Genomic DNA, 15455 nt, shown 5'->3' with positions numbered 1-15455 from the left:
GCACGGCTGGTGCGCGGTGGAGTCGGTCAGGCGGTCGCGCGGCGCAGCGCCAGCCAGGAGCCGGCACCGAGGGCCGCCACCAGAAGCAGGGGCCAGCCGGCGAAGAGGGCGACCGGGCTCGTGTGGGTCAGCCAGTGGCCCACCGCCGGCCAGCGGTCGAAGACGCCGAGCAGGGCCGCCGTCGCGCCCAGGAGCAGCAGCAGCGCGGCCGTCGCGGTGAGGACGCCGTTGACGCGCCAGCGGATGTACACGACGCCCGCCGCGACGCCGACCAGGGTCATGAGCAGCATCGGGACGGCGTACATCAGGAACTGCACCGGCGGGGCGTAGTGGTTGATGAAGCCCAGGCCGAAGAAGCGCAGCCGCAGGCCCCAGCCGTTCGTGTAGTCCTCGATCGACTGCAGCACGACGAGCAGCGCCGAGTAGGCGATGGCCTGCACGAGCACGAAGAGGCCCAGGCCCGCCGAGAACTCGCGGCGCGTGACGCTCATGCCCAGCGCGAAGGGGAAGTGCTGCGACACCGCCATGGCGCCGAAGGCCAGCGCCGTGATGTAGATGCTCGCCAGCGCGGCGGTGACCGGGTCGTCGGTGGTGGTGTCGGAGATGGAGGCGAACACCACCAGGTTGACGGCGAAGGCGATCGCCAGGATCGTGATCGGCCAGACGAGCGCGCCGTGGCGGCCGAGGGCCTGCAGCCGGGCGATCGCGACGATGCGGTTCATGACAGCCCCTTCAGGTCTGCGGTGGTGATGCGGACGACCAGTTGCTGCAGGGTCACCGGCTGCAGCTCGACCCCGGCGGCGCGGGCCTCGCCCAGCTCGACGCGGCCGCGGATCGTGGCGCGAGTCAGCGGGCCGAGGCGCTCGCGGTGCAGCTCGTCGACGTTGACGGTGAGGGCGTCGACCGCGTTCGCCGGGCCGACGAGCGTGACCACCTGGCCGCGCAGCGTATCGGCGCTCTCGTCGAGCACGAGCCGGCCGCGCTCGATGAGCAGCACGTGCTCGATCAGGTCGCTGACCTCGTCGATGAGGTGGGTGGACAGCACCACGGTGCGCGGGAACTCGGCGTAGTCGGCCAGCAGCCGGTCGTAGAAGAGCTGGCGGGCGACGGCGTCCAGGCCGAGATACGGCTCGTCGAAGAACGTGAGCGGGGCGCGCGCGGCGAGGCCGAGGGTCACGCCGAGCGCGGACAGCATGCCCCGCGACAGCTTCTTGACGTCTCGCTTCACGGGCAGCCCGAAGTCGTGGACGAGCTCGCGGGCGAACGCCTCGTCCCAGTTCGGGAACAGCAGGCGGGCGGCCAACAGCGCGTCGCGGACGCGGAAGGCATCCGGATACCGCTGGCTCTCCTTGATGAAGGAGACCTGCCGCAGCACCTGCTCGTTCTCGTACGGGTGGCCGCCGAACGTCTCCACCGTGCCGGCCGAGGCGATCTGCTGGCCGGTCAGCACCTGCATGAGGGTGGTCTTGCCGGCGCCGTTGCGCCCGAGCAGGCCGTAGATGCCGTTGCGCCGCAGGTCGAACGTCACGCCGTCGAGGGCGGTGACGCCCCCGAATCGCTTCGTCACGCCGCGCGCGCTCACGATCGCGCCCGTTCCGGCACCTTCGCTTCGCTGCGTGCCGCTCATCTGTGCTCCTCGTAGTGTTCGATCATCGACTTCAGCTCGGAGGGTTGGATGCCGAGCTTCGCCGCCTCGGCGAGCAGCGGCTGGAGATACTGCTTCGCGAACTGGTCGCGCCGGCGCTGCCGGAGCTTGGCCTGCGCGCCGGGGGAGACGAACATGCCGATGCCTCGCTTCTTGTAGAGGATCCCGTCGTCGACGAGCTGGTTGACGCCCTTCGCGGCGGTGGCGGGATTGATCCGGTGGAAGGCGGCGAGCTCGTTCGTCGACGGCACCTGGGTCTCCTCCGGCAGGCTCCCGTCGATGACCGAGTTTTCGATCTGCTCCGCGATCTGCAGGAAGATCGGCCGCCCGTCGTCCATCACTCGTCCTGGTTGTTTGGTTCGTTACTCATGTAACTAACCATGCAACCGATGAACCGGCGGTGTCAAGGGCTATCTTCGAGGCATGGTGAGCGTGGGGTTCGGGCCCAAGATGGCGTGGCTGGCCGTGCGGGCCGAGCCGGATCCGGTGATGGAGGCGCTCGGGCTGCGCGACCTGGGCGACGTGGAGCCGCGCACGGGGCTCGACCTGGCGCACTTCACCGACGACCGGGTGGTCGTCGCGACCGTGGACAAGTGGACCCTGGTCGCGGGGAAGTGGCTGTTCCGGTGGAACGGCATCGCCGCGCTGTCGATGCGGACCGGGGCCGAGGCGCAGTATTTCGCCACCGACCGCAGCCTCGTCATGCACCGCTGGGCGCGGGCCCGCGGCGCGGATGTGTTCGTGTCCGACGAGGAGGCGCTCGTCGACGAGAACGACGTCTTCCGCACCGCGGCCGAGTGGAGCGTCGACCCGCGCGTGCTGCCCGTGATGTCGCTACGTATCGCGGCGGTACCGGTTCACGAGTGATCTTCCGCGCGGAGATGTTCGTGGACGGCCCTACCGGCCGGCGTAGTGCAGGATCACGTTGTGGATGTGCTGGGTCTTCTCGACTCCGCGCACGTCGACCTCGTAGGTGTGCGTGCCGACATGCACGGCCACGGTGCCGCTGCTGAAGAAGCTGCCCGCCCACGACTTGTTGCTGACCACCGACACGGCGGTGACCTTGCCGTAGGGGATCGAGGTGATCGCGACCCGCTTGCCGACGAAGGAGCGGTCCTGCAGGATCACACGGCGGTCGGTGAGGCCGATGAACCCGGTGCCGACGCCGACGGCGTCGTAGACGGCGATGATGTTCTCGCCCGCCAACAGCCCCGAGACGATCTGTTCGTACTGATCCCGCCGGTCGTACTTCGCCTGCTGCGCCATGCGTTCAACGTAGCCACCGCTTTCAACCTCCGCGGCGCGCCAAGCTACCCGCCGGTTCGGCGGGGCCGGCGGCTACCGTGAGGGGATGACGGCGCTGGACACGGTATGGGCCGGGCTGCCGGCCGCGGCCCCGCAGATGCTGGACGATCTCGCCGACCTGGTCGGCGTGGAGTCCCCGTCGTCCGACCCCGATGCCCTTGCCCGGTGCGCCGACGTCGTGACCGCCCTCGGCGTGCGCCGCACCGGCCAGTCGCCGGAGCGGATCGTCGTCGGTGACCGGCCGCACCTGCGCTGGCGCTTCGGCGCCGGGCCACCGAGGGTCGTGCTCATCGGGCACTACGACACCGTCTGGCCGCGCGGCACCCTGGCCCGCTGGCCGTTCTCCGTCGACGGCGACCGCGCCACCGGCCCGGGCGTGGTGGATATGAAGGGCGGCCTGGTCGTGCTGTTCCACGCGCTCGGGGCGCTGGCCGCGCTGGACGACCTCGACGGCGTCGCGGTGCTGGTCAACGCCGACGAGGAGATCGGCTCGCCGACCTCGGCCGCGCTCATCGAGGACACCGCCCGGGGCGCGGCCGGCGCGCTGGTGCTGGAGGGCAGCGCCGGCGGGCGGCTGAAGGTCGCCCGCAAGGGCATCGCGCACTACTCGGTGCGGGTCACCGGACGCGCCTCGCACGCGGGCAACGCGCCGCACCGCGGCATCAACGCCGGCGTGGAGCTCGCCCACCAGGTGCTGCGCATCGCCGCACTCGGCGACGCCGGGCGGGGCACCAGCGTCACGCCCACCGATGCCGTGGCCGGCACCACCGCCAACACCGTGCCGGCCGCCGCGCGGGTCAGCGTCGACGTGCGCTCGTTCGACCCGCTCGAGCTGCGCCGGGTCGACGAGGCCCTGCGCGCGCTGGCGCCGGTGCTGCCCGGCGCCGCGGTGGAGGTCGAGCTCGGCCCGGCCCGCCCGGCGATGCCGGAGACGGCCTCGGCCGAGCTGTTCGCGCTGGCGCAGCGGCTGGCCGAGCGGTTCGGCGGGCGCCCGGTGACCGGGGAGGCGGTCGGCGGCGGCTCGGACGGCAATATCACCGCCGGCATCGGCGTGCGGACCCTCGACGGGCTCGGCGCGATCGGCGGCAACGCGCACGCGGAGGGGGAGTGGATCGAATTGTCCAGCCTGCCGGAGCGGGCGGCCCTGGTCGGCACGCTCGCCGCGACGATCGGGCGGGCGGAGTGATGGACCTGGTCGCCGACGCTTGGGCCTGCGCGGCGGTGGCCGCGGACGGCATCGGGGTCAAGGTGGTCGAGCTGTCCACGATCGCGGAGCTGGACGACTGCTCCGCGCTGCTGCAGCGCGTGTGGCGGGCGGAGCACCCCAGCGAGATCGCGGCGCCGTCGATGCTGCGCACGTACGCCCATTCCGGCAACTACGTCGCGGGCGCCTACCGCGGCGGGGTGCTCGTCGGCGCCGCGGTGGGGTTCTTCGGCCTCGCCCCGCACGACGGGCACGGCGGGCCGCACCTGCACTCGCACCTCGCCGGCGTCGAGCGCGACGGGCACGGACTCGGCGTCGGCTTCGCCCTCAAGCTGCACCAGCGCGCCTGGACCCTCGCCCGGGGCGTGGCCGAGGTGCACTGGACGTACGACCCGCTCATCCAGCGCAACGCGTACTTCAACCTGCGCAAGCTGCGCGTCGACGCGGTCGAGTACCTGCCCGAGTTCTACGGGCCGATGACCGACGGCATCAACAGCGGCGACCTGTCCGACCGGATCCTGGTCGTGTGGCGGCTGGACGACCCGGGCGTGGCGGACGCGGCCCGGGGTGTCGCGGCCGGCCTCGACCTCACCGGCGCGGTGCCGCTGGTCTCCCGCTCCGTGGCGGCCGGGGCCGGCGACGAGCCGCTCGTGCACGATCCGGAGGACGCGGCGGCGGTACTCACGGTGGCGGTCCCGCCCGATGTCGAGGAGCTGCGCCGGCGCGACCCGGGCGCGGCGCTGCGCTGGCGGCACGCCGTGCGGGACGCGCTCATGGGCCGCCTCGCCGCCGGCCACCGCCTCGCCGGCATGGCTCCCGACGGCCGCTACCTGCTGGTGCGTGACCGGTGAACGCCTCGCGACGGGGCGGGGATCGGCGAAGCGGCGGCCTGCGCCTGGAGGGGATCGAGCTGCGCCGGGTGGCGATGCCGCTGGTCGCGCCGTTTCGCACGTCCTTCGGCACCGAGCACGCCCGCGACGTGCTGCTCGTGCGGGCCGTCACGGCCGAGGCCGAGGGCTGGGGCGAATGCGTGGCGCTGAGCGCGCCGCTGTACTCCGCCGAGTACGTCGACGGGGCCCAGGCGTTCATCAAGCGGTACATCGTGCCGATCCTGCGGCGTTGCAACGGCTCGAGCCCGGCCGGGGTCTACGCGCTCGAGCCGCTCTTCGAGCCGCTCAAGGGGCACCCGATGGCGAAGGCCGCGGTGCAGACCGCCGTCCTCGACGCGCACCTGCGCGCCGCGGGCATGCCGCTCGGGGCGTTCCTGGGCGCGGTGCGGGACCGGGTGCCCGCCGGCGTCTCCGTCGGGATCATGGACTCGATCCCGCTGCTGCTCGATGCCGTCGAGGGCTACCTGGCGGCCGGATACCTGCGGATCAAGCTCAAGATCGAGCCCGGCTGGGACGTCGAGCCGGTCCGCGCCGTCCGCGAGCGCTTCGGCGACGAGGTGCTGCTGCAGGTCGACGCCAACGCGGCGTACACCCTGACCGACGCCGCCCACCTCGCCCGCCTCGATCCGTTCGGCCTGCTGCTCATCGAGCAGCCGCTGCCCGAGGACGACGTGCGCGGCCACGCCCGGCTGGCCTCCATGATCCGCACCCCGATCTGCCTCGACGAGTCGATCGTCAGCGCGCGGGCCGCCGCCGACGCGATCGCCCTCGGCGCGTGCCGGATCGTCAACATCAAGCCCGGCCGGGTCGGCGGCTACCTGGAGGCGCGGCGCGTCCACGACGTGTGCGCCGCCAACGGCATCGCGGTCTGGGCCGGCGGCATGCTCGAGACCGGTCTCGGCCGCGCCGCGAACGTCGCGCTCGCCGCGCTGCCCGGCTTCACGCTGCCCGGCGACACGTCGGCGTCGGACCGCTACTACGCGCAGGACATCACCGAGCCGTTCAAGCTCGAGGACGGGCATGTGGCCGTCCCGGCCGGCCCCGGCATCGGCGTCTCCCCGCTGCGGGACGTCCTGGACAGTGTGACGACCGAGACAGAGTGGATTAAGTTTACAAGCGTTAGTTGACGTGTTTAAGCTTACGGTCGTTAGTAAACGACCGTAAGGAGCCTGTGCATGTCCGAGTACCCGCGTCGCTGGGCCGCTCTCGCGGTGCTCAGCCTGACGCTCGTCGCCGTCACTCTCGACAACTCCGTGCTCAACACCGCACTGCCGTCGCTGGCGCACGCGCTGCGCGCGGACACCTCCGACCTGCAGTGGATCACCGACGCGTACACCCTGGTCTTCGCCTCGGCGCTGATCCTGGCCGGCACCCTCGGCGCCCGGCTCGGCTCCCGCAACGCCCTGCTGGGCGGCCTGGTCATCTTCGGCGGCGGCTCGGCGGTCGCCGCGCTGTCCGACACGCCCGGAGAGCTCATCGCCTGGCGGGCCGTGATGGGCCTCGGCGCCGCGTTCGTCATGCCCGCGACGCTGGCCATCATCACCCGGATCTTCCCGCCGGCCGAGCGCCCGAAGGCGTTCGGCGCCTGGTCCGCCGCGGCCGGCGTCGGCGTGCTCATCGGCCCCGTCACCGGCGGCGCCCTGCTGGAGCACTTCTCGTGGAGCAGCGCCTTCTGGATCAACGTCCCGCTGGTCGCGTTCGCCGTCGTCGCCGTGCTGGTCCTCGTCCCCCCGGTCCCGGCCGTGCGCGGCGGCCGCCTCGACATCCTCGGCGCGCTGCTGTCCACCGCCGCCGTCGCCGCCCTGGTCGACGCCGTCATCCAGGCCCCGTCGCGGGGCTGGGCCGACGCCGTGACCCTCGCCGAGCTCGGCGCGTCGGCCGTCCTCGTGGCCGCGTTCGTGCTCTGGCAGCGCCGCCTGGCCGCCCGGGCGGGGTCCCCGCTGGTCCGGCTCGACCTCTTCGCCAACCGCACCTTCGTCATCGCCGCGCTGAGCCTCGCCGTGGTGTTCTTCGTGCTCTTCGGGACGCTGTTCGAGCTCTCGCAGTACCTGCAGCTGGTGCACGGCTACACACCGCTCGTGGCCGGGCTGGGCGCGATGCCGTTCGCCGTGGCCATGGCGCTGACCTCGGCCACGTCGCCGATCATCGCCCGCCGCCTCGGCGTGCGCGGCACCCTGGCGCTGGGCCTGCTGCTGGCCACCGCCGGCCTGCTGTCCCTCGCCACCACCGGCGTGCACACCGAGTTCTGGCGGATCGCCGTCGGCACCGCGGTCATCGGCCTCGGCATGGGCATGATGATGGCCCCGGCCAGCCTGCAGATCAGCGGCTCGGTCCCGGCGGGGTACGTCTCGATGGCGAGCGCGCTCAACAGCGTGATCCGTGAGCTGGGCGGCGTGCTGGGCATCGCGGTCCTCGGCACCGTGGTCTCCTCGGCCTACCGTTCCTCCGTCGGCAGCTCCCTGCCCGGCCCCGCCGGCACCGACCTGCCCACCGCGCACGGGGTGGCGGCGAGCCTCCCGGCGCCCGCCGCGCAGCACGTCATCGAGGTCGCCGACCGCGCCTTCACCGACGCGATGGACCGCGGCGCGCTCATCGCGGCCGGGATCGCCTTCCTGATGGCGCTCGCGGTCCTGGTGGTCCGGCCCGCCCGGCGGCCCGCCGGTGAGCCCGTCGCCGAGGCACCCGCGGCCGAGGTCCCCGAGCCGCGGCCCGCCCTGCAGACGGCATGATGAAGGCATGAAGGCGGAACCGACAGGTCCGGCGGGCGCGGCCACCTCGCAGGGTGGCCGCACCCGCAACCGGCGCGGCGAGGGCGCCCTGCTGCGCGACGAGATCGTGGCCGCGGCGGAGCGGCTGCTGGAGCGCGAGGGCAACGAGGAGGCGCTCACCCTGCGCTCGGTGGCCCGGGAGGCGGGCATCTCCGCCCCGTCGATCTACACCCACTTCGCCGACCGTGACGCCATCGTCGAGGCCGTGCTCGACATCGCCTTCGAGCGGCTGCGCCTGCTGGTCCTCGACGCCGTGGGGAGCGTCGAGGACCCGGTCCAGCGGCTGCTGGCCGGCTGTCACGCGTACGCGAACTTCGGGATGGACGACCCCGCGCGGTACCGCGTCCTCTTCGGCCGGCAGCGGGCCGACCGCCCGGCGATCGGGTCGCCGAAGGACATCGGCGAGCTGCCCGAGGTGTGGCGGCACCGGCTCGACTCGTTCATGGTGCTCGTCGACGCGCTGGCCGAGTGCGTCAAGGCGGGCCGGTCGGGCAGCACCGACCCGTTCGCCGACGCCACCGCCGTGTGGACGTCGCTGCACGGCGCGGTGACGATGCGCCAGTTCATCCCCGGCTTCCCGTTGCCGCCGCTGGGCGCGACCGTCGACGACCTGGTGCGGCGCATCGCGCTGATCCGCTCGTGACGCTGCTCGAGCGGCTGCGGGGTCCGGTCGAGGAGGCGGCCCGGGCGCTGCTCGGCTGCCGCCTCACCGCCGGCGGGGTCACGGTGCGGCTCACGGAGGTCGAGGCGTACTCCGGCACCGGCGAGGACCCCGCCTCCCACGCGCACCGCGGCCGTACCCCGCGCAACGCCATCATGTTCGGGCCAGCCGGCTACGCGTACGTCTACTTCACCTACGGCATGCACTACTGCCTCAATGTCGTCAGTGGCATCGACGGGACCGCCTCGGCCGTGCTGCTGCGGGCCGCGGAGGTGGTCGGCGGCATCGACACGGCGCGCTCGCGCCGGCCGGCCGCGCGCCGCGACGCCGAGCTGGCCCGCGGCCCCGCCCGGCTGTGCAGCGCGCTGGCGATCGACCGCACCTTCTACGGGACGTACCTGCTCGGCGGGCACCTCGTCGAGCCCACCGAGCCGCCCGGTGTGATCGCGGTCGGCCCCCGGGTCGGCGTGACGGGCGCGCACGACAAGCCGTGGCGCTTCTGGCTGGAGGGCGATCCGACGGTCAGCGAGTACCGCCGCCACGTCCCGCGATCGCGCAAGGTCTGAGCCGGCGGCCAGGCCCCGCCGCGGGTGCGGCGGGGCCTCGGACGGACCCTACTGCTCGCAACCGGCTACCAGGTGGCCTCGCGGTGCGGGACGCGGTCCTCGTCCGGCAGGCGAATCGTCGCGGACTGTGGCGGGCGCAGGTACTCCGACTCGGTCACCTGCTCCCCCCATTCCGTGTCACGGCCGTCGGGGTCGGTCTCCTGGGTCGACACCACCGCCACGAACGTGCTCGGGCTGGCGCCGTGCCAGTGCCACTCGTCGGCCGCCACGACGACCGTGTCGCCGGCCCGCACCTCGTGGACGGGCCCGCCCCGGCGCTGCACCCGGCCAACGCCGTGCAGGATGTGCAGCACCCGGCCGTACGGGCAGCGATGCCACGCCGTGCGCGCGCCGGGGTTGAACTGGGCATGGAACGTCGCCAGGCGCGACGGTTCCATCGCGGTGACGTCCTTGCCGATCCAGGCCACGCCGGAGTACCGCTGTTGCGGCGCCGGCCGGCTGGTGCTCGGGACGCGAATGACCTCCATATCGGTGTCCTCCTTCGGGCCCTCTAGGCCTTGGTGTAGTCCGCCCACGACATGTCCCACGCCGTCCAGCCGTCGCCCGCGTCCAGCGGCACCTCGGTGTTGCGCGTGGTCACCGGGTCGCCGACCAGCACCGACTCGTACAGCCACCGCGCGTTGCCCGTGGAGACGTTGGTGCAGCCGTGCGAGACGTTGCGCACGCCCTGGTCGCCGACCGACCACGGCGCCGCGTGGATGTACTGCCCGCCCCAGGTCAGGCGCATGGCGTACTCGACGGTGGTGGTGTACTCCGGCGTCTTGAACAACGACGTCGGCTCCCGCGACATGATCACGGTGGTGCCGCTCGAGCTCGGCGTGGACGACTTGCCCAGGCTGACGGGCATGGTCTTCACGAGCGCGTCGTTGTGGTACACGCTCAGCTGTTTGGTGGCGTTGTCGATGTCGATCGTGAGCTTGCGGCCGATCGTGATCGTCGCGGAGGCGTCCTCGTCGGCGTGGCCGTCGCCGATCCGCACGCCGTTGAGTGCCTTGCGAGCGGTGATCTTCGTGCCCGGCTGCCAGTAGTGCTCCGGCCGGTACATCACCTGCTTGCCGTTGAACCAGTGCCACACCCCGGGCTGGGGCGGGTCGCTCGTCACGAACAGCCGCTGTTGCACGGCGGCCCGGTTCTCCGGCGGCACCTCGGTGGCGAACTCCACGACGATCGGCATCGCGACGCCGTAGGTCCCGCCGTTGATGACGTTCAGGTCCGTGTTGATCGACGGACCGGTCGGCTTCGCCGCCGTGGTGAAGGTCGTCTGTCTGGTCACCGGCTTGCCGTCGGCGCCGATGGCGGTCACCTTCGCCGTATACGTGGCGCCGTAGCGCAGTGCGGTGTCGGGCACCCAGGACGACCCGTCCGCCCGCGAAGCGCCGGAGATCTTCTGACCGGTCGCGTCGAGGAGGGACACGTCGGTGACCCGCCCGTCCTTGACCTTGGTGCCGATCTCGGCGCTGATCGGCACCGCGGCGTCGCCCGCCGCCGGCGTGAGGGAGAGTCCCACCGGCACCGTCGGTGGTGCGGTGGACTTCGTCGCCGTGTGTTTGCGATGCGACAAGAGGTCGCACCCGGACAGCGCCGGCTGTGCCGTCACCGCGAGGATGAGCAGCGCGGTGACGGACCGGCCTGGGCGCCTCATGTTCTCTGCCGTTGTCTGCACATGGGGGCATCGTCGTGCCGACCCGGGCGAGGCCGGGCCGGCAAACGAGTGACAACGGGTGCGATACCGGATCGTCGCCCGGCTTTAGTCGCCCGGCGTTACATGGTGGCGTCGGCGATCCGCGTCGCCAGCCCCTCCCACTTCGCGTAGGCGTTCGGGAAGGCCGAGCGCTGCACCATCTGCGCCGCGACCGTGACCGCGTAGTCGCCCCAGCCCGGGATCGCCAGCAGCGCCGCGTAGAACCGGCGGGCCGACTCGTGCGGGTTCATCAGCTCCTCGACCGTGCCCCAGTTCGGCCGCTGCTGGAACAGTCCGACCGAGTCGTAGTCGTATCCGACGCCCTCGTTCGGCTGGTGCAGTGACTGCGGCAGGTTGGGGTTGGCCAGGTTGCGCAGGTGGCTCTCCTGCAGGGCGGTGGCGAGCGCCACGACGACGGCGCGCTTGGGCAGGTTCTCCCGCTTGGCCACGTCGACGATCGCGACCGCGTTGTCCATCTCGGCCTGGCTCAGCCCGCCGACGGGCGCCAGCCTGGTCGGCGACGGCGCGGCCGCCGGTGGCGTGCCACCCTGGCCGGTGGCCTTCTTGCCGGTGGACCCCTGTCCGGTGGCCTTGGGGTCAGCGGCCTTCGGGGCAGCCTTCGGGTCGCCGGCCTTGGGGTCGGTGCCCTTCGAGCGTCCCGACGAGCGCCCCGCGCGCTCGTCGTCGCGCGGCGCCTCGGCCTGGGCCGCGCCGGCCTCCTCCTGTGCGTTCAGGCTCACGCCCGATGCGGCCGGAGGGTCCGAGGACGTCAGCGCCGGGGCCAGCCCGAACGCCGCCACGGCGACGATCGTCGCGGCCACGGCGGTGCGGCGCGCCCCCGCCGGCATGGCCGCGGCGAAGCGCCCGGGACCGGATGCGAGCAGGCGCGTGCGCCCGGCCGCATACGCGCGAGCGGACCCGGCGGCGAGCGTGCGGGCCGGCCCGGAGGCGAGCACACGAGCGGACCCGGCGGCGAGCGCCCGGGCCGGTCCGGAGGCGAGCACGCGTGCGGACCCGGAGGCGAGCACGCGTACCGGCCCGGACGCGAGCAGGCGCTCGGGTTCGGGCACGAGGTTGCGGAGGTATGCGGCATGACGGCCGCGGCGAGACCGCAGATGGCGCCGGCCGTGTTCGGCCACGTCGCTGAGCTGCGGGTTTTCGTCATCACCGGCGAGCATCCGGCGAGACTAGGACCGGTGTCGCGCGAGGGTGATTTTGGGGATGAGAAACGGCGCCAGGGCCGTGTGCGCCCGGTCGCCCGTCACGGCGGCGCCGCGCCCAGTGGCCGAATCGGCGGGGGGTGAAACGGCCTCTGACCGGCGTGTTTACGGTTTCCGAATCCGCTGTGGCCTCCGTTCACCCACTCGGGTGACCCCGCTGCGGATCCGCTGAGTCGTGCGCGCGCACGAGCCGGGGAACCATGCACCACCCGGGGTGAATCCGCGGGGCCCCACGGCCCCCGGAAGGGCGAGCTTCCCGTCCGAACCCGTCAGCTAACCCGGTAGGCGGCACCGGAAGGAGCTCGCGTGTTGCCCCACGAACCGAGGTACCCGTGACGTACCTCTACAAGCCTCGCCACTCGGGACGGACCTCCCCGCTTCGGCGCATCCGCGTCCTGGCCGCCGCGGCGGGCCTGGCCGCCGCGGCCGGCATCGGCGTCGCCGCCCTGCAGCAGTCCTCGACACCGGCCAGCGCCGCCGGCGCCCAGACCCTGACCGGCGCCGAATCCACGGTCACCGTCGACGGCGCCCCGGCCGCCCGCGAGCAGCAGCGCGACCAGGCGGTGCCCGGCGCGGCGAGCACACCCAAGGCGGGCGCGGCCAAGCCGACCGCCGCCGCACAGGCCGGCGCCGGGACCACCGCCGCGGCCACCACCACCGCGCCGCCGTCGCCGTCGGCGGCCACCACCACCGCACCCCCGCAGCAGAAGGAGCTCTCCTACCAGTTCGCCTGGCAGGAGAACTACTACTTCTGCGGCCCGGCCGCCACGCGCATCGCCCTCACCGCGCGGGGGATCTTCGCGTCGCAGTCCCAGGTCGCGCAGCACCTCGGCACCACCGTCAACGGCACCAACTCGGCCGACGACACCACCCGGGCGCTCAACTCGTACACCGGGACGTCCTTCTACAAGTCGCACTTCATCACCGGGCAGACGGCCACCCAGGCCGACGTCGACCAGCTCAAGGCATCGGTGCTCAACGCGATCAGCCACGGGTACGCGGTGGTCGCCAACATCGCCGGGTCCACGGTGGACGACGCCGGGCACGGCCACTCCTACCCCGGCGGGCACTACCTGACGATCGTCGGGTACCGCGACGGCGGCCAGACCGTGAAGATCGCGGATCCGGCCGACGCCCAGGGTGCCGGCTCGTACATGCTGTCCCTGGACAAGATGGCCGACTGGATCGCCCAGCGCGGCTACTCGGCCTGATCCCGGCCCTCCCCGATCCGGCGCGCCGTCCACCGCGGGCGGCGCGCCGGATCGGCCCCGTCAGCCCAGTGCGCGTGTCCGGCTCGGGGCCGGGAAGGCCTGCACCGGCTGGCCGTGCAGCGTCACCGCCATGGTCTGCGCCACGGCCCCGTTGACCGAGCTGGAGACCCCGCCGCCGACGTAGTCGTTCGGGTTGTCCACGTTCACCGCGATGCCGGCCGCCGCGAGCTGCGGCGTGAACCCCACGAACGTCTCGGTCGCGTTGTTCTCCGAGCTTCCCGTCTTGCCCGCGACCGGCCGCCCGCTCAGGATGCCGGACACGGCCTCGGCCGTGCCGCCGTCGCACCTGCCGTACGACGAGCCCTTGCCGACCGGGCACCGCGCCGCGTCGGTGGCCGCGGCCGCCACGTCGGGGTCGACCGCCTGCTTGCACTTCGGACCGGCGGCGTCGACCGCCCGGCCGTCCGGGTCCGTGATCGACAGCACCGGCAGCGGCTGGCAGTACAACCCGCCGGCGGCGACGGCCGCGTAGGCGTTGGCGAGGTCCAGCGGGGTGGTCAGGGCGGTACCGAGGGTGAACGAGCCCCAGCCTTCCGCCTTCGCCGCCAGCGAGATGTCCAGGTCGCCGCGGAACACGATGCCGAGCCGCTGCGCCATCTCCACCACGCGCTGCGCGCCGATGCGCTGCTCCAGCCACACGAAGTAGGTGTTGACCGAGCGGCCGAACCCGTTCCACATCGTGCGTGGGCCGTCCATCCAGCTCGGGCTGTCGTTGGCCGGGCACCAGTGCCCGCCGCAGCTGGCCGCGGCGCTGCCCGGCCAGTTGGTCACGATCCGGGCCGGCGCGTTGAACTGGGTGCTCAGCGGCAGGCCGGCCTCCAGCGCGGCGAGCATCGTGAACATCTTGAACGTCGAGCCGGCCTGGTAGCCGTCCACGCCGGAGCCGCCCGAGATGAGCTGATTGACGGTGTTGGGGTACTGCGGGTGCTCCGGCGGGTTGGCCACGAGGCTGAAGTGGCGGTTGACAGCCATCGCCAGCACCCGGCCGCTGCCGGGCTGGACCACGGCGAGCGGCACCGAACGCGCGCTGCCGTAGCCGTAGACGCCCAGCGACTGGGCGAGCGCGGTCGCCTGCACGTTCGGGTCCAGCGAGGTGACCACCGTGTAGCCGCCGGTGCGCAGCTTCTCGTCGCGGTCCATCGCCGTCACGCCGAACTCGGGCTGGCTGTTCCACCACTGGCGGAAGTAGTCGCAGAAGAAGCCCCAGTCGTTGTGCTCCCGCGCCACCGACGTGCAGTCGTTGGGCAGCCGGCGCTCGGTTAGCTTCAGCTGCGTGCCCTTCGCCGCGGTCGCCTCCGCCGGCGTGATCACGTGCATCTTCGCCATCGACTCGAGCGTGTACGCGCGCCGCTTCAGGGCCGTCTCGCGGTCGCCGGTGAGCGGGTTGTCCGCGTCCGGGGACTGCAGCAGGCCGGCCAGCGTCGCCGCCTCCGGGAGCGTGAGCTCGGCCGGGACCTTGCCGAAGTACGTCTGGCTGGCGGCGTAGATGCCGTAGGCGCCGGAGCCGAAGTAGGCGATGTTGAGGTACCGCCGCAGGATCTCGGCCTTGCTCATCCGCTTCTCCAGCGCCCCGGCGTAGCGCATCTCGCGCAGCTTGCGCGCCGGGGAGTCGGCGAGCGCCTCCAGGTGCTGCTGCGGGGTGAGGCTCGCGTCGTTCTTGAGCACGTTGCGGACGTACTGCATGGTCAGTGTCGAGGCGCCCTGCTGCGCCCCGCCGCGGCTGTTGGAGACGAACGCGCGCAGCACGCCCCGCGCGTCGACGCCGCGGTGCTCGTAGAAGCGGGCGTCCTCGGCGGCGACGACGGCCTGCTGCAGCGTCTTCGCGACCTGGTCCAGCTGCACGTCGCGGCGGTTCTCGTCGTAGAACGTGGTGATCAGCGTCTTGGCGTCGCTGGCGTACACGTAGGTCGTCTCCGCGGGCCGCGGCGTGGCCAGGTTGGTCGGCAGGTTCTCCCATGTGTCGCCGGCCGCCTTCGCCATCCCGCCGCCGGCGAGCGCCAGCGGCAGCGCCGCGGCCGCGACCACCAGGCCCGCCAGCACCCCGCTCAACGCCAGCCGCAGCATGCCGAGCAGCACGCGGGCGAGCTTCGTACGTGGGCGTTGTCGCTTCGCTCGCTGGCGGTGTCGGCGCATGTTCCGGTCTCCCGACGACTGTGGGCGGTTCGCTTGGCGGCGCGCGGCTAC

16 protein-coding genes and 1 riboswitch are annotated in these 15455 nt (G+C 72.8%); of the genes, 8 read left to right on the top strand and 8 right to left on the bottom strand.

Annotated elements, in window-relative coordinates:
- Window positions 1-26: 26 nt before the first annotated feature.
- From ABT297_RS18360 to ABT297_RS18350, 3 genes are read right to left on the bottom strand one after another with little or no spacing between them, the layout of a single operon-like run.
- Entirely contained in the window at window positions 27-722 is a 696-nt protein-coding gene (locus ABT297_RS18360; protein ID WP_350550658.1) for an ABC transporter permease, read from the bottom strand.
- Window positions 719-1627 (bottom strand): ABC transporter ATP-binding protein, encoded by a 909-nt coding sequence (locus ABT297_RS18355; RefSeq protein WP_350550655.1) that lies wholly within the window; start codon window positions 1625-1627, stop codon window positions 719-721. The genes ABT297_RS18360 and ABT297_RS18355 overlap by 4 nt, the downstream gene beginning before the upstream one ends.
- Complete coding sequence (locus ABT297_RS18350; RefSeq protein WP_350550653.1) at window positions 1624-1983, bottom strand: GntR family transcriptional regulator; 360 nt, start codon at window positions 1981-1983, stop codon at window positions 1624-1626. Before ABT297_RS18350 ends, ABT297_RS18355 begins: the two co-directional genes overlap by 4 nt.
- Before the next feature lie 85 nt (window positions 1984-2068).
- Between ABT297_RS18350 and ABT297_RS18345 the strand changes: the two genes are divergently transcribed.
- Window positions 2069-2512, top strand: a complete 444-nt coding sequence (locus tag ABT297_RS18345) for a hypothetical protein (RefSeq protein WP_350550650.1) — start codon at window positions 2069-2071, stop codon at window positions 2510-2512.
- 30 nt (window positions 2513-2542) lie between these two features.
- Here the strand turns inward: ABT297_RS18345 and ABT297_RS18340 are convergent, their stop codons facing one another.
- Window positions 2543-2911, bottom strand: coding sequence for a PH domain-containing protein (locus ABT297_RS18340; RefSeq protein ID WP_350550647.1), 369 nt, complete (start codon window positions 2909-2911; stop codon window positions 2543-2545).
- An 85-nt stretch (window positions 2912-2996) separates the two neighbouring features.
- Here ABT297_RS18340 and ABT297_RS18335 point away from each other — a divergent pair, with 85 nt between their 5' ends.
- From ABT297_RS18335 to ABT297_RS18310, 6 genes are read left to right on the top strand one after another with little or no spacing between them, the layout of a single operon-like run.
- Window positions 2997-4136 (top strand): M20 family metallopeptidase, encoded by a 1140-nt coding sequence (locus ABT297_RS18335; protein ID WP_350550644.1) that lies wholly within the window; start codon window positions 2997-2999, stop codon window positions 4134-4136.
- Window positions 4136-5005 (top strand): GNAT family N-acetyltransferase, encoded by an 870-nt coding sequence (locus ABT297_RS18330; RefSeq protein ID WP_350550641.1) that lies wholly within the window; start codon window positions 4136-4138, stop codon window positions 5003-5005. Before ABT297_RS18335 ends, ABT297_RS18330 begins: the two co-directional genes overlap by 1 nt.
- Window positions 5002-6171 (top strand): o-succinylbenzoate synthase, encoded by a 1170-nt coding sequence (menC, locus tag ABT297_RS18325; RefSeq protein ID WP_502885585.1) that lies wholly within the window; start codon window positions 5002-5004, stop codon window positions 6169-6171. The genes ABT297_RS18330 and menC overlap by 4 nt, the downstream gene beginning before the upstream one ends.
- A 48-nt stretch (window positions 6172-6219) precedes the next feature.
- The gene (locus ABT297_RS18320; protein ID WP_350550638.1) at window positions 6220-7773 is read left to right on the top strand and encodes an MFS transporter; all 1554 of its coding nucleotides are present in this window, start codon (window positions 6220-6222) and stop codon (window positions 7771-7773) included.
- 7 nt (window positions 7774-7780) lie between these two features.
- The gene (locus tag ABT297_RS18315) at window positions 7781-8455 is read left to right on the top strand and encodes a TetR/AcrR family transcriptional regulator (RefSeq protein ID WP_350550635.1); all 675 of its coding nucleotides are present in this window, start codon (window positions 7781-7783) and stop codon (window positions 8453-8455) included.
- Window positions 8452-9039: a DNA-3-methyladenine glycosylase gene (locus ABT297_RS18310; protein ID WP_350550633.1), complete on the top strand. Its 588-nt coding sequence runs from the start codon at window positions 8452-8454 to the stop codon at window positions 9037-9039. Before ABT297_RS18315 ends, ABT297_RS18310 begins: the two co-directional genes overlap by 4 nt.
- Window positions 9040-9104: 65 nt before the next feature.
- On the opposite strand, the gene ABT297_RS18305 is transcribed toward ABT297_RS18310, so the two are convergent.
- The 3 genes from ABT297_RS18305 to ABT297_RS18295 form a co-directional block, all read right to left on the bottom strand.
- Window positions 9105-9566, bottom strand: coding sequence for a cupin domain-containing protein (locus tag ABT297_RS18305; RefSeq protein WP_350550631.1), 462 nt, complete (start codon window positions 9564-9566; stop codon window positions 9105-9107).
- Between the two features lie 23 nt (window positions 9567-9589).
- Window positions 9590-10741: a L,D-transpeptidase gene (locus tag ABT297_RS18300; RefSeq protein ID WP_350550629.1), complete on the bottom strand. Its 1152-nt coding sequence runs from the start codon at window positions 10739-10741 to the stop codon at window positions 9590-9592.
- Window positions 10742-10860: 119 nt separating this feature from the next.
- Complete coding sequence (locus ABT297_RS18295) at window positions 10861-11958, bottom strand: hypothetical protein (RefSeq protein WP_350550627.1); 1098 nt, start codon at window positions 11956-11958, stop codon at window positions 10861-10863.
- A gap of 198 nt (window positions 11959-12156) precedes the next feature.
- A riboswitch (cyclic di-AMP (ydaO/yuaA leader) is annotated at window positions 12157-12303 on the top strand.
- A gap of 29 nt (window positions 12304-12332) precedes the next feature.
- Here ABT297_RS18295 and ABT297_RS18290 point away from each other — a divergent pair.
- The gene (locus ABT297_RS18290; protein ID WP_350550624.1) at window positions 12333-13211 is read left to right on the top strand and encodes a C39 family peptidase; all 879 of its coding nucleotides are present in this window, start codon (window positions 12333-12335) and stop codon (window positions 13209-13211) included.
- A gap of 60 nt (window positions 13212-13271) precedes the next feature.
- Here the strand turns inward: ABT297_RS18290 and ABT297_RS18285 are convergent, their stop codons facing one another.
- Complete coding sequence (locus ABT297_RS18285) at window positions 13272-15404, bottom strand: transglycosylase domain-containing protein (protein ID WP_350550621.1); 2133 nt, start codon at window positions 15402-15404, stop codon at window positions 13272-13274.
- Window positions 15405-15455 lie beyond the last annotated feature (51 nt).

It is taken from the genome of Dactylosporangium sp. NPDC000555 (assembly GCF_040300025.1).
Classification (GTDB): Bacteria; Actinomycetota; Actinomycetes; order Mycobacteriales; family Micromonosporaceae; genus Dactylosporangium.
Note: the sequence above shows the minus strand (reverse complement) of the source record. Positions and strands in the feature narration are given on the sequence as shown.

Bases quoted from the DNA above. Each gene is read 5' to 3' on its own strand.
- ABT297_RS18360 (WP_350550658.1), bottom strand. From the start codon at position 722: ATGAACCGCATCGTCGCGATCGCCCGGCTGCAGGCCCTCGGCCGCCAC.
- ABT297_RS18355 (WP_350550655.1), bottom strand. From the start codon at position 1,627: ATGAGCGGCACGCAGCGAAGCGAAGGTGCCGGAACGGGCGCGATCGTG.
- ABT297_RS18350 (WP_350550653.1), bottom strand. From the start codon at position 1,983: ATGGACGACGGGCGGCCGATCTTCCTGCAGATCGCGGAGCAGATCGAA.
- ABT297_RS18345 (WP_350550650.1), top strand. From the start codon at position 2,069: ATGGTGAGCGTGGGGTTCGGGCCCAAGATGGCGTGGCTGGCCGTGCGG.
- ABT297_RS18340 (WP_350550647.1), bottom strand. From the start codon at position 2,911: ATGGCGCAGCAGGCGAAGTACGACCGGCGGGATCAGTACGAACAGATC.
- ABT297_RS18335 (WP_350550644.1), top strand. From the start codon at position 2,997: ATGACGGCGCTGGACACGGTATGGGCCGGGCTGCCGGCCGCGGCCCCG.
- ABT297_RS18330 (WP_350550641.1), top strand. From the start codon at position 4,136: ATGGACCTGGTCGCCGACGCTTGGGCCTGCGCGGCGGTGGCCGCGGAC.
- ABT297_RS18320 (WP_350550638.1), top strand. From the start codon at position 6,220: ATGTCCGAGTACCCGCGTCGCTGGGCCGCTCTCGCGGTGCTCAGCCTG.
- ABT297_RS18315 (WP_350550635.1), top strand. From the start codon at position 7,781: ATGAAGGCGGAACCGACAGGTCCGGCGGGCGCGGCCACCTCGCAGGGT.
- ABT297_RS18305 (WP_350550631.1), bottom strand. From the start codon at position 9,566: ATGGAGGTCATTCGCGTCCCGAGCACCAGCCGGCCGGCGCCGCAACAG.
- ABT297_RS18300 (WP_350550629.1), bottom strand. From the start codon at position 10,741: ATGAGGCGCCCAGGCCGGTCCGTCACCGCGCTGCTCATCCTCGCGGTG.
- ABT297_RS18295 (WP_350550627.1), bottom strand. From the start codon at position 11,958: ATGCTCGCCGGTGATGACGAAAACCCGCAGCTCAGCGACGTGGCCGAA.
- ABT297_RS18285 (WP_350550621.1), bottom strand. From the start codon at position 15,404: ATGCGCCGACACCGCCAGCGAGCGAAGCGACAACGCCCACGTACGAAG.